General features: G+C 73.4%; 11 protein-coding genes. 10 read left to right on the forward strand and 1 reads right to left on the reverse strand.

The genetic code is table 11. The features are described from left to right. The first annotated feature begins 209 nt into the window (after window positions 1-209). Together AB8735_RS28330 and mmuM are read left to right on the forward strand one after the other, a co-directional pair. Window positions 210-1,133, forward strand: a complete 924-nt coding sequence (locus tag AB8735_RS28330) for an LLM class F420-dependent oxidoreductase (RefSeq protein ID WP_344025155.1) — start codon at window positions 210-212, stop codon at window positions 1,131-1,133. A 35-nt stretch (window positions 1,134-1,168) separates the two neighbouring features. Continuing rightward, window positions 1,169-2,083, forward strand: a complete 915-nt coding sequence (gene mmuM, locus AB8735_RS28335; RefSeq protein ID WP_344025153.1) for a homocysteine S-methyltransferase — start codon at window positions 1,169-1,171, stop codon at window positions 2,081-2,083. Between the two features lie 39 nt (window positions 2,084-2,122). On the opposite strand, the gene AB8735_RS28340 is transcribed toward mmuM, so the two are convergent. Continuing rightward, the gene (locus AB8735_RS28340) at window positions 2,123-3,103 is read right to left on the reverse strand and encodes a GlxA family transcriptional regulator (RefSeq protein WP_372410197.1); all 981 of its coding nucleotides are present in this window, start codon (window positions 3,101-3,103) and stop codon (window positions 2,123-2,125) included. Between the two features lie 71 nt (window positions 3,104-3,174). Between AB8735_RS28340 and AB8735_RS28345 the strand changes: the two genes are divergently transcribed. The 8 genes from AB8735_RS28345 to AB8735_RS28380 all read left to right on the forward strand — a co-directional run bounded on the left by AB8735_RS28345 (window position 3,175) and on the right by AB8735_RS28380 (window position 14,399). Next, complete coding sequence (locus AB8735_RS28345; protein ID WP_372410198.1) at window positions 3,175-4,602, forward strand: MFS transporter; 1,428 nt, start codon at window positions 3,175-3,177, stop codon at window positions 4,600-4,602. A 19-nt stretch (window positions 4,603-4,621) separates the two neighbouring features. Continuing rightward, window positions 4,622-5,872 carry an arginine deiminase gene (locus tag AB8735_RS28350; RefSeq protein WP_372410199.1) on the forward strand — a complete coding sequence of 417 codons (1,251 nt, stop codon included), beginning with the start codon at window positions 4,622-4,624 and terminating at the stop codon, window positions 5,870-5,872. Window positions 5,873-5,909: 37 nt separating this feature from the next. Next, a complete protein-coding gene (argF, locus tag AB8735_RS28355; RefSeq protein ID WP_372410201.1) occupies window positions 5,910-6,962 on the forward strand; it encodes an ornithine carbamoyltransferase in 1,053 nt (350 codons plus the stop codon). 76 nt (window positions 6,963-7,038) lie between these two features. Further along, window positions 7,039-7,866 (forward strand): enoyl-CoA hydratase family protein, encoded by an 828-nt coding sequence (locus AB8735_RS28360; protein ID WP_344025143.1) that lies wholly within the window; start codon window positions 7,039-7,041, stop codon window positions 7,864-7,866. Between the two features lie 2 nt (window positions 7,867-7,868). Beyond that, window positions 7,869-10,115, forward strand: a complete 2,247-nt coding sequence (locus AB8735_RS28365) for a bifunctional salicylyl-CoA 5-hydroxylase/oxidoreductase (protein WP_372410203.1) — start codon at window positions 7,869-7,871, stop codon at window positions 10,113-10,115. Between the two features lie 208 nt (window positions 10,116-10,323). Then, entirely contained in the window at window positions 10,324-12,321 is a 1,998-nt protein-coding gene (locus AB8735_RS28370) for a hypothetical protein (RefSeq protein WP_372410204.1), read from the forward strand. 158 nt (window positions 12,322-12,479) lie between these two features. Further along, window positions 12,480-13,658: a histidine kinase gene (locus AB8735_RS28375; RefSeq protein WP_344025137.1), complete on the forward strand. Its 1,179-nt coding sequence runs from the start codon at window positions 12,480-12,482 to the stop codon at window positions 13,656-13,658. An 81-nt stretch (window positions 13,659-13,739) separates the two neighbouring features. Continuing rightward, the gene (locus AB8735_RS28380; protein ID WP_372410206.1) at window positions 13,740-14,399 is read left to right on the forward strand and encodes a response regulator; all 660 of its coding nucleotides are present in this window, start codon (window positions 13,740-13,742) and stop codon (window positions 14,397-14,399) included. The last annotated feature ends 48 nt before the right edge of the window (window positions 14,400-14,447 follow it).

Raw genomic sequence — 14,447 nt, forward strand, 5'->3', positions numbered from 1 at the left:
GCGGCGTTGCGGTCGTCGCCTCCGGCAGGGAACACCGGTGCGCGGGCCGGGCGGTCCGGCTCCGCCGAGGCCAACGATCACTGTGCACGCCGGACACTGGCCGGTGACGGGGCGTTCGGTACGGGCGGGCGATATTCACCCGCCAGGGGTGGGAGCGGCGGGGCGGGGGGTGTGCGGTTGACGTGTGTTCGAGAGTGCAGGATGGAGGTATGGACCTGCGCATTTTCACCGAGCCCCAGCAGGGCGCCGACTACGACACCCTGCTCCGTGTGGCCAAGGCCACCGAGGACCTCGGCTTCGACGCCTTCTTCCGCTCCGACCACTATCTGGCGATGGGTTCCTCGGACGGCCTGCCCGGCCCGACCGACGCCTGGATCACCCTGGCCGGACTCGCCCGCGAGACCAGCCGCATCCGGCTCGGCACGCTGATGACCGCCGGGACGTTCCGGCTCCCGGGCGTGCTGGCCATCCAGGTGGCCCAGGTGGACCGGATGTCGGGCGGCCGGATCGAGCTGGGGCTGGGCGCCGGGTGGTACGCCGAGGAGCACACCGCCTATGGAATCCCCTTCCCCAAGGAGAAGTTCGGGCGGCTGGAGGAGCAGCTCGCGATCGTCACGGGGCTGTGGGGGACGCCGGTCGGCGAGAAGTTCGACTTCGACGGGAGGTACTACCGGCTGGCCGATTCCCCGGCGCTGCCCAAGCCGGCCCAGGAGCGGGTGCCGGTGCTGATCGGCGGCCTGGGAGCGACCCGGACGCCCAGGATCGCCGCCCGGTACGCCGACGAGTTCAATGTGCCCTTCTCGTCGGTCGAGGACAGCGAGCGGCAGTTCGGCCGGGTGCGGGCCGCGGCCGAGGAAGCGGGGCGCAAGCCCGGCGACCTGGTGTACTCCAACGCACTGGTCGTCTGCGTGGGCCGGGACGACGCGGAGGTGGCCCGCCGGGCGGCGGCCATCGGCCGTGAGGTCGACGAGCTGAAGGAGAACGGACTGGCCGGTTCCCCGGCCGAAGTGGTCGACAAGCTCGGCCGGTACGCCGGGATCGGGTCCTCCCGCGCCTACCTCCAGATCCTCGACCTGGACGACCTCGACCACTTGGAGCTGATCTCCTCCCAGGTCCAGTCCCAGCTGGGCTGACGCCGAGGAGGGGGAGGAGGGAAGGGAGCGCGGTCATGACATCCGTGCCACGCACTCCGCTGGCCGAGGCGCTGGCCCGCGGGCCGCTGGTCCTCGACGGCGGGCTGTCCAACCAACTGGAGGCACAGGGCTGCGACTTGTCGGACGCGCTCTGGTCGGCCCGGCTGCTCGCGGACGACCCCGGGCAGATCGAGCGTGCCCACGCGGCGTATGTACGGGCGGGCGCCCGGGTGTTGATCACCGCGAGCTACCAGGCCAGCCTGGAGGGGTTCGCCCGGCGGGGGCTGGGGCGGACGGAGGCCGAGGCCCTGCTGCGGCGCAGCGTCGTGCTGGCCCGGCGGGCGAGCGGGGCGGCGGAGCAGGAGGTGTGGGTCGCCGCATCCGTCGGGCCGTACGGGGCGATGCTCGCGGACGGCAGCGAGTACCGGGGGCGGTACGGGGTGGGGGCGGGGGAGCTGGAGCGGTTCCACCGTCCCCGGATCGAGGCACTGGCCGCCGCCGGGCCGGATGTGCTGGCCCTGGAGACCGTGCCCGACGCGGAGGAAGGCCGGGCCCTGCTGCGGGCCGTGCGCGGCTGCGGGGTGCCGGTGTGGCTGACGTACAGCTGCTCCGGGGGCGAGACCCGGGCCGGGCAGCCGCTGGAGGAGGCGTTCGCCCCCGCGGCGGAGAACGATCAGGTGGTAGCGGTCGGCGTCAACTGCTGTGCGCCGGAGGATGTGACGGGCGCCGTGGAGATCGCGGCACGGGTGACCGGGAAGCCGGTCGTGGTCTACCCGAACAGCGGGGAGGGGTGGGATGCGGGGGCCCGGCGGTGGCGCGGCCCGGCGACGTACGACCCCGGGAGGGTCGGCGCATGGGTGGAGGCGGGGGCCCGGCTGGTGGGGGGCTGCTGCCGGGTCGGACCGGAGCGCATCGGGGAGTTGGCCGCGCTGGTGGAGGGGCGCGGTTAGGGAGGCGCTGCGCCCGGCCGTGCCCCCCCGTCCCGCCTCCTACGCCGCTCCCTTCGCCCGGAACGCCCTGCGGTAGTCGTGCGGCGCCACGCCCACCAGCTTGGTGAAGCGGCGGCGCAGGTTCGCCGCCGTGCCCAGGCCGCACAGCTGGGCCACGCGCTCCACCGGGGTGTCGCCGCCCTCCAGCAACTCCCGGGCCCTGGCGACCCGTTGGGCCTGGAGCCACTGCATCGGGGTCGTGCCGGTCGCCGCCCGGAAGCGCCGGGCCAGGGTGCGGGGGCTGGTGTGGGCGCGGCGCGCCAGGTCGGTGACGGTCAGCGGGTCCGCCAGCCGTTCCACCGCCCAGTGGAGGAGCGGCGCCAGGGAGTCGTCGCCCCGCTCGGGCAGGGGGGCCTCGATGAACTGGGCCTGCCCGCCCGGCCGGTGGGCCGGTGCCACCAGCTGCCGGGCCACCGCGTTGGCCGCCTCGACGCCGAAGTCCTCGCGGACCAGGTGCAGACAGACGTCGATGCTCGCGGTCGAGCCGGCCCCGGTGATGATGTCGCCGTGGTCCACATAGAGCACCGCCGGGTCCACCCGCACCGCCGGGTGGCGCTCGGCGAGGAGCCGGGCGTAGGCCCAGTGCGTGGTCGCGGTCCGGCCGTCGAGCAGCCCGGTGGCCGCCAGGGTGAACGCGCCCGAGCACAGCGACACCAGCCGGGCGCCGCGCCGGTGCGCCTCGCGCAGGGCGTCGAGCAGTTCGGCCGGGGGGTCGCCGTGCACGTCGGCCGAGGCCGGCACCAGTACGGTGTCGGCGGTCACCAACTCCTCGGCCCCGTAGGGCGTCTGCGTCCGGAACCAGGAGCGGGCCCGGGCGGCGCCCTCCTCCTCCGTGCCCACGGTGCAGACCCGCAGGTCGTACCAGGGGTCGGGGAGGTCCATCCGGTCGCCGCCGAAGATGTGGCAGGGGATGGCCAGTTCGAAGAACGGCATGCCGTCCGTCACGGCCACGGCTATCGAGGGCGCTGCTGTCGAGGGCATGGCAGCAATGTACCGGCCGTTGTCGTTCCTGCCACTCGTCCGGGGCGGACGGGCTCCGGATGCTGGAGGGCATGAAGATCACCGAGGTGGCGCCTTCGCACTCCGCCACCGCCACCGCCGTCGCCCCCGACCCCCGCCGCTGGGCGGTCCTCGCCGTCGCGTCCGCCGCGCAGTTCCTCGCCGTGCTCGACGTCTCCGCCGTCAACGTCGCCTTCCCCGTCATCGGCGAGGAGTTCCCCACGGCGTCCGCGGCCGGTCTGTCCTGGGTGCTCAACGCCTACACCGTCGTGCTCGCCGCCCTGCTCGTCCCGGCCGGCCGGCTGGCCGACGCGGCAGGCCGCCGGCGCTCGTTTCTCCTCGGGCTCGCCCTGTTCGGGCTGGCCTCCGTCGGCTGCGGCCTCGCCCCCGGCCTGGGATGGCTGGTCGTCGCCCGGACCGTCCAGGGGATCGGCGCGGCCGTCCTCGTCCCCACCTCCCTCTCCCTGGCGCTGCCCGCCTTCCCGGCCGGCGAGCGCGCCACGGCCGTCGGCGCCTGGACGGCCATCAGCGCCCTCGCGGCCAGTGGCGGCCCGGTGCTCGGCGGGCTGCTCGCGGCCTCCGACTGGCGCTGGGTCTTCCTCGTCAACGTGCCGGTGGTGCTCGCCGCCCTGGCGGCCGGCGCACGCCTGCTGCCGAGCCCCGTGCCGGGGCCCCGGCAGGGCCGCGACCCGCTGGGCACGGTGTTCGTCCTCGTCGCCGTCGGCGCCCTGACGACCGCCGTCGTGGAGGCCGGCGACTGGGGCCGCGCCTCGCCCGCGACGCTCGGCACGCTCGCCGCCGGGCTGCTGGCCACGGTGCTGTGCGTCCGGCACGTACGGCGCGTCCCCGAACCGGTCGTCGATCCACGGCTGTTCCGCACCCCCGGCTTCACCGCCGCCGCCCTCGGCCTGTTCGTCTATTTCCTCGCCTACGCCGCGATGCTGCTCGCGGCGTCCACCCTCTGCTCCGACGTGTGGGGCTGGTCCGTCCGCCGCACAGGCCTGGCCCTGGCGCCGTGGCCCGGCACGGTGCTGGTGGTCTCGCTGCTGTCCGGCCGGCTCGTGGCGGCCGTGGGCGAACGCGCCACGGCGTCGCTGGGCGCGCTCTGCTTCACGGCGGCCCCGCTCTGGTGGCTGGCCGCTGTTGCCGCCGGCCCGGCGGCGGGCGCGCACTACGCCTCCGCGGTGCTGCCCGGGCTCCTCCTCGCCGGGGTCGGTACCGCGCTCTGCCAGTCGGTGATGTTCGCCGCCGCCGGGCGGCTGCCGGAGCGGAGGATGTCGCTGGGCTCGGGGGTGCTGATGGTCTCCCGGCAGGCCGGCACCGCCCTCGGCACGGCCGTGCTCGTCGGCTTGGGCGGCGGCGCCCACCGCCTCGGCCTGGGAACCCTGCGCGCCGGCTGGGTGTTCGCCGCCGTGGCCGCCGCGCTCGCCCTGGCGGCCGCGCTCACATTCCGCGGCGGCGACCGGGGTGAACGGGACTGAATCAGGTGAGGATGGAGGGATGGGATTCCATGTCGATTCCGAGGCCGGGCGGCTGCGACGCGTCATCCTCCACCGCCCGGACCTGGAACTGAAGCGGCTCACCCCGTCCAACAAGGACGCCCTCCTCTTCGACGACGTGCTGTGGGTGCGCCGCGCCCGCGCCGAGCACGACGGGTTCGCCGACGTGCTGCGCGAGCGCGGCGTCGAGGTGCACCTCTTCCAGGACCTGCTGGAGGAGAGCCTGGCCGCCCCCGCCGCCCGCTCCCTGGTCCTGGACCGGGTCTTCGACGAGAAGGAGTACGGCCCCCTGGCCACCGGCCATCTGCGCGCGGCCTTCGACCGGATGCCCGTCCCGCAGCTGACTTCGTGGCTCGTCGGCGGGATGACCAAGCGCGAGTTCCTGGAGGGGTACGCCGAGCCCGTCTCCGTGCGCTTCCATGTGATGGAGCTCGACGACTTCCTGATCAATCCGCTGCCCAACCACCTCTTCACCCGCGACACCTCGGCCTGGATCTACGACGGTGTGTGCATCAACGCCATGCGCTGGCCCGCGCGTTGGCACGAGACCGTGCACTACGAGGCCGTCTACCGGCACCACCCGCTGTTCCGCGGCGGCGGGTTCCACATCTGGTCCGAGGGCCAGGCCGCCTATCCGTCCACCATCGAGGGCGGGGACGTGCTGGTGATCGGCGAGGGCGCGGTGCTGATCGGGATGAGCGAGCGGACCACCCCGCAGGCCGTGGAGATGCTCGCCCACCGGCTCTTCGCGGCGGGCTCGGCCCGCACGATCGTGGCGCTGGACATGCCCAAGCGGCGCGCGCAGATGCACCTGGACACGGTGATGACCATGGTGGACGGCGACACCTTCACCCAGTACGCGGGCCTGGGCATGCTGCGCTCGTACACGATCGAGCCCGGCGTCGGCGAGCGCGAGCTCAAGGTCACCGACCATCCGCCGGAGCATATGCACCGCGCCATCGCCGCCGCCCTCGGGCTGGACTCCATCCGCGTCCTCTCCGCCCGCCAGGACGTGCACGAGGCGGAGCGGGAGCAGTGGGACGACGGGTGCAATGTGCTGGCGATAGAGCCGGGCGTGGTGGTCGCCTACGAGCGCAACGCGACGACCAACACCTATCTGCGCAAACATGGAATCGAGGTCATCACCATCCCCGGCAGTGAGCTGGGGCGGGGGAGGGGCGGGCCGCGCTGTATGAGCTGCCCGGTGGAGAGGGACCCCGTCGGAGGGGCCGGAGGAACCATGAGTGCATAATGTTGCGACCAGACGCATAGAGTTCCAGGGAGTCCTCATGGCCACAGACCTCGCGGGCCGCAGTCTGCTCAAGGAAACGGACCTGACCGCCGGGGAGTTCCACGGCCTGATCGAGCTGGCGGCGGAGCTCAAGGCGGCCAAGCGCTCCGGCGCCGAGGTGCCCCGGCTCGGCGGGCTGAACATCGCGCTGATCTTCGAGAAGACCTCCACCCGCACCCGCTGCGCCTTCGAGGTCGCCGCCGCCGACCAGGGGGCCCGGACGACCTACCTCGACCCCGCCGGGTCGCAGCTCGGGCACAAGGAGTCGGTCAAGGACACCGCGCGCGTCCTCGGCCGGATGTTCGACGCGATCCAGTACCGGGGGCACGGCCAGGACGTCGTCGAGGAACTGGCCGCGTACGCCGGGGTGCCCGTCTTCAACGGGCTGACCGACGAGTGGCACCCGACCCAGATGCTCGCCGACGTCCTCACCATGTCCGAGCACACCGCCAAGCCCCTGGAGCACGTCGCCTTCGCCTACCTCGGCGACGCCCGCTACAACATGGGCAACTCCTACCTGGTCACCGGCGCGCTGCTGGGCATGGACGTACGCATCGTCGCCCCCGAGGAGCTGTGGCCCGCCCCCGCCGTGGTGGAGCGGGCCCGGCAGCTCGCCCGGTGGAGCGGCGCCCGCATCACGCTCACCGCGGACGTCGGGGAGGGGGTGGCCGACGCCGACTTCCTCGCCACGGACGTCTGGGTGTCCATGGGGGAGCCCAAGGAGGTGTGGGACGCGCGCATCGCCCTGCTCGCCCCCTACGCGGTGACCATGGACGTCCTGCGGGCCACCGGCAACCCCGCCGTGAAGTTCCTGCACTGCCTGCCGGCCTTCCACGACCTCGGCACCACCGTCGCCCGGGAGATCCACGAGCGGCACGGCCTCACCTCGCTCGAAGTCACCGACGAGGTCTTCGAGTCCGTGCACTCCATCGTCTGGGACCAGGCCGAGAACCGGATGCACACCATCAAGGCGGTGCTCGTCGCCTGTCTCGCCCGCACCGAGCCCGCCGGAGTCGTCGAGGAGACCCCCGTTCCTATCGCGCACTCGTGACGACAGTCACACTTCGGTGATAGCTTCACCGGGCACGCACCACACCAGCCCATGGCTGTGAAGGAGGCCGTGCCCGATGAGTCCGTTCACCGGCTCCGCGTCCACGACCGAGGAATGGCGGCACCTGCGCCTGACCCTCGACTCCGGCGTCGCCACCGTCACCCTCGCCCGCCCGGACCGGCTCAACGCCCTGACCTTCGGCGCCTACGCCGACCTGCGCGACCTGCTCCCCGAGCTGGCCCGCGACGGGTCCGTACGGGCCCTGGTCCTCGGCGGCGAGGGGCGCGGCTTCTGCTCCGGGGGCGACGTCGAGGAGATCATCGGCGCCACCCTCGCCATGGACACCGGCCGCCTGCTCGACTTCAACCGCATGACCGGGCAGGCCGTCCGGGCGCTGCGCGAGTGCCCCTTCCCGGTCGTCGCCGCCCTGCACGGCATCGCGGCCGGCGCCGGGGCCGTGCTCGCGCTCGCCGCGGACTTCCGCGTCGCCGACCCGACCGCCCGCTTCGCCTTCCTCTTCACCAGGGTCGGGCTCTCCGGCGGCGACATGGGCGCCGCCTATCTCCTGCCCCGCGTCGTCGGCCTCGGCCATGCCACGCGGCTGCTGATGCTCGGCGACACCGTCCGCGCCGCCGAGGCCGAACGGATCGGCCTCATCAGCCAGATGACGGACGAGGGCGGGGCGGACGCCGCGGCCCATGCCCTCGCCCGCCGCCTCGCCGAGGGCCCCGCCCTCGCCCACGCCCAGACCAAGGCCCTGCTGGCCGCCGAGCTCGACATGCCCTTCGCCGCCGCCGTCGAACTGGACGCCGCCACCCAGGCGCTGCTGATGAACAGCGCCGACTACGCCGAGTTCCACGCCGCGTTCACGGAAGGGCGGCCTCCCGTGTGGAGAGGGGCGTAGCCATGCGCGTCGCGGTCATCGGCGGCGGCCCCGGCGGCCTCTACGCCGCCGCCCTCCTCAAACGGGACGCCCCCGAGCGGGAGATCACCCTCTGGGAGCGCAACGCCCCCGAAGACACCTTCGGTTTCGGCGTCGTCCTCTCCGACGAGACCCTCGGCGGCATCGAGGACGCCGACCCCGAGGTCTATGCCGCGCTGCGCCGGGAGTTCGTCCGCTGGGACGCCATCGACATCGTCCACCGCGGCCGGCGGCTGCGCTCCGGCGGCCATGGCTTCGCCGCGCTGGGACGGCGCCGTCTGCTGGAGATCCTCCACGAGCGCTGCCGGGGTCTCGGCGTCGGCCTGCGCTTCCGCACCGAGGCGCCGCCCGCCGCCGAACTCGCCCGCGACCACGACCTGGTGATCGCCGCCGACGGCGTCCACAGCCGGACGCGGGCCGCCCACGCCGACCACTTCCGGCCCTCCGTCACCACCCACCGCTGCCGCTACATCTGGCTCTCCGCCGACCTCGCGCTGGACGCCTTCCGCTTCGAGATCGCCGGGACGCCGCACGGCGTCATGCAGCTCCACGGCTACCCGTACGCGCCCGGCGCCTCCACCGTCATCGTCGAGATGCGCGAGGAGGTCTGGCTCCGGGCCGGGTTCGACCGGCTGTCCGAGGGCGAGACCCTCGACGCCTGCGGCGCGGTCTTCTCCGACGTCCTGCGCGGCGCCCCGCTGCGCTCCAACCGGTCCGCCTGGACCGCCTTCCGCACGGTCGTCAACGAGCGCTGGTCGTACGGCCGTACGGTGCTGATCGGCGACGCCGCCCACACCGCGCACTTCTCCATCGGCTCGGGCACCAAGCTGGCCGTCGAGGACGCGCTGTCCCTGGCCGGGCAGGTGACCGCGCACCATGACATACCCGCCGCGCTGGCGGCGTACGAGGCCGAGCGGCGGCCGCTCGTCGCGTCCACCCAGCGGGCGGCCCGGGCCAGCCTGGAGTGGTTCGAGGAACTGGCGATGCGGCGCGACCAGCCGCCCCGGCGGTTCGCCTTCGACCTGCTCACCCGCAGCCGCCGGGTCACCCACGACAACCTGCGGCTGCGCGACGCGGAGTTCGTCGCCGCCGTCGAGGAGGAGGCGGGGATCCCGCCCGGGACACCGCCGATGTTCACCCCGTTCCGGCTGCGCGGACTGACCCTGCGCAACCGGGTCGTCGTCTCCTCGATGGACATGTACTCCGCGGTGGACGGCGTGCCCGGCGACTTCCACCTCGTCCACCTGGGCGCCCGCGCGCTGGGCGGGGCGGGGCTGGTGATGACGGAGATGGTCTGCGTGAGCGAGCGCGGGCGCATCACGCCCGGCTGCACGGGGCTGTACGCGCCCGCCCACGAGACGGCCTGGCGGCGCATCACGGACTTCGTGCACGGGCCGGTGGTGCCGGCCGGGACGGCCATCGGCGTACAGATCGGGCACTCCGGGCGCAAGGGCTCCACCAAGTTCATGTGGGAGGGCATCGACCAGCCGCTGGAGGAGGGCAACTGGCCCGTGGTGGGGCCGTCGGCGGTGCCGTACCGGGCGGGGGTGAACCAGGTGCCGCACGCCCTGTCGCGCTCCGAACTGCGCACGATAAGGGAGGAGTTCGCCGCCTCCGCCGCCTCGGCCGCCCGCGCCGGGTTCGACCTGCTGGAGCTGCACTGCGGGCACGGCTATCTGCTGTCGTCCTTCATCTCGCCGCTGACCAACCGGCGCGACGACGCCTACGGGGGCGACCTCGGTCACCGGCTGGCCTATCCGCTGGAGGTCTTCGACGCGGTCCGGAAGGTGTGGCCGGCGGACCGGCCGATGACCGTGCGGATCTCCGCGACCGACTGGGCGGACGGGGGCGTCACGGCCGACGACGCGGTCGTCGTCGCCCGGGCCTTCGCCGAGCACGGCGCGGACGCGGTCGACGTCTCGACCGGACAGGTCGTGCCGGACGAACGCCCGGCGTTCGGGCGGTCCTACCAGACGCCGTTCGCGGAGCGGATCCGGCGGGAGGCGGGCGTGCCGGTGATCGCGGTGGGGCTCATCTCGTCCTGGGACGACGTGAATTCGCTGATCCTGGCGGGGCGGGCGGACCTGTGCGCGGTGGGACGGCCGCATCTGTACGACCCGCACTGGACGCTGCACGCGGCGGCGGACCAGGAGTACACGGGACCCGGGGTGCAGTGGCCGGCGCCGTACCGGGCGGGGAGCCGGAAGCCGCCGGCGGGGCGGCGGGGGTGACACCGCCCGTGGGGCGACGGGGACTCCTCCCGGAGGAGGAGGCGTGTGGTCCGTGGACGACAACGGACGGACCCATGGACGACAGCGGTGGCGGCGCGGCCGGTGACAGCATTCGGAGCATCTGATTCCGGCCCCGTCCGGCTCCCCCCACCGCTCCAGGCAGAGGAAGTCCATGAGAACCCCAGGGCAGAGGCGTGCCGTCTCCCGCGTGATCACCACGGCCATGGCGTCGGCCGTGGTGCTGGCCGTCATCGGCGAGGCGGCCGTCCAGGCGGCTCCGTCCGGCGACTCGGGCGGCGCGGCCGCCGTCCAGCAGGCCCACGCCGACGAGTACACCCACATCGTCATCGACAAGCGGCCCGCCGGGGAGGTCGATCTCGACGAGCTGCGTCAATCGCTGAGCAGGAACGGCCTCCAGACCACCAAGAGCCGCTGGCTCGCCGAGGGCAAGGACGTGGCGGCCGAACTGAGGAAGCTGCCCGCGGGGTACGTGGACAACGCCCACCACGAGCACGTCTTCATGTGGGACTCCACGAAGAAGGGCATCGAGGGCGCCAACGCCCTGGAGGACCGCGAGGCCTTCTACCGCAGCAAGAACACCGGGACGGCCGCCCCCGCGACGGAACGGCACGCCGTCAGGGTCAAGGTCCGCTGGGACGCGCTGAAGAAGGACGGCCGCGTCTTCGGCGGCACGCTCAAGGGGGACGCCGGCGGCGGCCCGCTCGGCGGGGCCTCGACCAACGGCGCCTGGGCGTACAAGGGGGACATCCCCCGGAAGTACCTCTACATCGAGGGGATCGACGACCCCGCCCACCCCGGCATGAGCCAGTGGCTCGCGGGCAAGGGCTGGCCCGAGGGCACCGGCGTCTGCGCGACGGGCGCCTCCTCGGGCCGGGCCAAGCGCTCGGCCCCGGCCCTGGCGTGCAGCGAGGACATCGCCCGCACCCAGCGGGAACGCCTGCGCGCGCACGGCGACGACGTCGAATACGTCACCTCCCTGGAGGAGTTCGAGAAGAACCCCAAGGCGCTGCTGTCGCCGCTGCGCGAGACCAACAAGGTCCTGAACGACGCCAGGAGCGCCGAACTCGGCTCCCAGGACTTCGAGAAGTTCTCCGCGAAGGTGGGCGAGGCCTTCGAGCGCGACCTCCGGGCCGCGCACGAGCTCACCACCGACAGCGGTCTGCTCGCCCGGGTGGGCGCCAAGGCCGGCCGCGCCGCCGAACTGGGCGCGAAGGCCCTGCCGTTCGTGGGCATCGCCGCGACCGGCTACGCGATAGCCGAGGACGTCAAGTCCGGCGACTACGCGAACCTCGCCTTCGACTCGGTCGCCGAGGGGCTCCAGGTCGCCATGACGGCCCAGCCGGAGTTCGCCCCGCTCCTCGAACCCGTCCTGCTGGCCGAGCAGTTGGCGCAGCTCGTGTACGGCGAGGTCGCCGGGTGGATCGCGGAGCAGAAGCAGCTGGACCACGACCGCGGCCAGTGGGACGGCGCCGTCAAGGACCTGGTGGCGCACCGCGACGCGCAGTGGCGCAACCGGCTCGAAGGGCAGGCCCTGGAGAAGCTCTTCCCGCAGCTCAACGAGAAGTTCAAGCGCGTCCTGGACAGCGACGTGGCCACCCTGAAGAAGTGGGCCAAGGCCAAGAAGGAGGCCGTCGCCCGGATCTCCGAGCGGTCCCAGGGCCGCGCCGCCTCCGAGGCGGAGAAGCAGCGCATCCGCGCCCACGAGACCGCGCTGAAGAAGAAGATCGACGCGAAGGTGTGGGAGCAGCAGGACGCCCGCACCGAGCTGTACGGGGACCAGATCGCCAAGGTCGCCGCCGGTGCCTTCGCCGCGGTGCTGAAGCCGGGCAAGGACGGGAAGAGCGGATTCGACACCTTCAACGACCAGTTCGTGGAGAAGAGCGTCAAGCCGTATCTGGACAAGCTGATCGGGAAGATATCCGACGACGAGTTCCGGGCCAGCGGCGCCCGGTCCTGGGGGCAGGCGGAGCTCACCCGCCGCCAGGCGCGCTGGAAGAAGATGACCGAGGACAAGCTCGCCGAGGTGCGCAGGGCGCTGTCCGACGGGGGCCGGACCACCCTGTCCGAGGAGGACGTGCGGAAGATGCAGAAGCAGTACTTCCCGGTGAAGGACACCTTCCGCGACCCCGACCGCGACCGGGACCGGATCTTCGCCGAGCTCGTGCGGGACCAGCGGAATCGCTGAACCCGGTACCGGGGACTACACGGCTGTCCACCATGGTCCACTTCCGACGGCGCCGCCCGGAAGTTAGGATTCACTACCGATTCGGACATTTCGTGACGGCCCCGGTGCCCACGGACCGACCGGTCCGACGACAGGCGAGAGAAGGGCGCGCGCGTTCCATGTCCGAGCAGCAGTCCCCGGCGACGCGCGGCCTGGGTATGGAGTGGTACGCCGCCCTCTGCGGCAGCCGGTGGAAGAACCCCGTCCTGGCGCTGCTCTACGGCATTCCGCTCGTCGAGATCGCGCTGGCCCTGCCGCAGGCCGGGCTCGTCCCGAACCGGACCGCGGGCCTGCTGCTCTCCCTCGCCGTCGCGGTGGCCACGGTGTGGCGCGAGCGCCTGCTCCTGCCCTACAGCGCGCTCTCCCTCGCCGGCGTCGTGGTCACCGGCCATCTGATGAGCACCACGGTGGCCTGCTACACCGCCGTCCGCCAGGGCCGCTCCGTCCTGGCCGCGGTCCTGGTGCTCGTCTCCCTGGTCTTCGCCCTGGCGACGCCGGAGGCGCTGGCCGCGCACGCCCCGCACCCGGAGGCCACGCTCTCCGGGGCCGCGGTGATCGTCCTGGTGCCGGTGCTCCTGGGCTACCTGGCCAAGACGAACCAGAGGATGGCCGAGCTCACCGCCGAACAGCAGGCGCAGGAGGCCCTGTTGCAGGAGGGCCGGCTCCGCGAGGAGGCCCTGCGCCAGCGCGAGCGGCTCGTACGGGAGATCCACGACGGGGTCGGGCGGCAGATCACGCTCATGGTGCTCCAGGCCGGTGCCATCGCGGTCCGCAAGGACGCCTCGGAACCGGTCAAGGAGCGCTGCCGGATCGTCTCCGACGCGGGGCGCGACGCCGTCGAGGCGCTGCGGGAGATCGTCACGCTCGCGAGGACGCCCGGCCCGGACGACGTGCCGCCGGCCGGCCGCCGGTACGCCCTGGCGGACCTGGCCCCGGTGATCGGCCGCTACCGCAGCGGCGGCCACCCGGTCACCGTCGCCGTCCGCATCTCCCGGGTCCCGCCGGACCCGGCCGCCCAGGACCTCGCCTACAAGGTCGTCTCGGAGGGGCTGAGCAACGCCGCCCGCCACGCCCGCGGCGCCGCCGTCGACATCCGGATCGAGCAGACCGACGGCGAGATGGTCGTCGCCGTGCGCAACGGGGCGCCGCCGCCGGGCGGCGACCCGCTGCCGGGCACCGGCCACGGCCTCGGCTGGCTCCGCGAGGAGGTCCGGTCCGCGGGCGGCACCCTGACGACGGCCCCCGGGCCCGGCGGGGGCTTCGTCCTGGAGGCCCGGCTGCCGGTTCCCCGGCCCTGACATCCCCCTGCGACATCCCCGCACCCGCGCACCGGCCCGCACCCGCGCACAGGCCCGCATCCCGCACCGAGGAGAGACCGCATGATCCGTGTCCTGATCGCCGACGACGACGCCCTGGTGCGCGCCGGGATCCGCGCCATCGTGGAGGCCGCCGAGGAGATCACGGTCATGGGGGAGGCCCGGGACGGTGCCGAGGTCCTCGACGAGGTCCGCCGCTGCCGCCCGGACGTGGTGCTGATGGACATCGAGATGCCCGGCTGCGACGGGCTGACCGCCACGCGGCGCCTCCTCGCGCAGCCCGATCCCCCCAAGGTGCTCGTCCTGACCACGTTCGGCATGGACGAGAACATCACCGCCGCGCTGCACGCGGGGGCGTCGGGGTTCCTGCTGAAGCAGCTCAACCCGGAACAGCTGATCCACGCCGTCTGCACGGTCGCCGCCGGGGGCACGGTGCTGTCCCCCGCGGTCACGCGGCAACTCCTCTCCCGCAGCGCGCCCCTGGACCGGGGCGCGGACGAGGCCCGTGCCCGGGTCGCCCGGCTCAGCGAACGCGAACGGCAGGTCTTCGACCTCCTCGGGGAGGGCATGGGCAACGCCGAGATCGCCGGACGGCTGTACATGAGCATGTCCACCACCAAGACGTACGTCTCCCGTGCCCTCACCAAGCTCGGCGTCGAGAACCGCACGCAGGCGGCGCTGCTGGCGTACGAACTCCGGCTGCACGGCCCCGACGGACCGTGACCGGCCCCGCCCCCAGGACTTTCGCAGCTCCGGGACTTTCGCGCGGCG

Source organism: Streptomyces luteireticuli, assembly GCF_041519305.1.
Lineage (GTDB): Bacteria > Actinomycetota > Actinomycetes > Streptomycetales > Streptomycetaceae > Streptomyces > Streptomyces luteireticuli.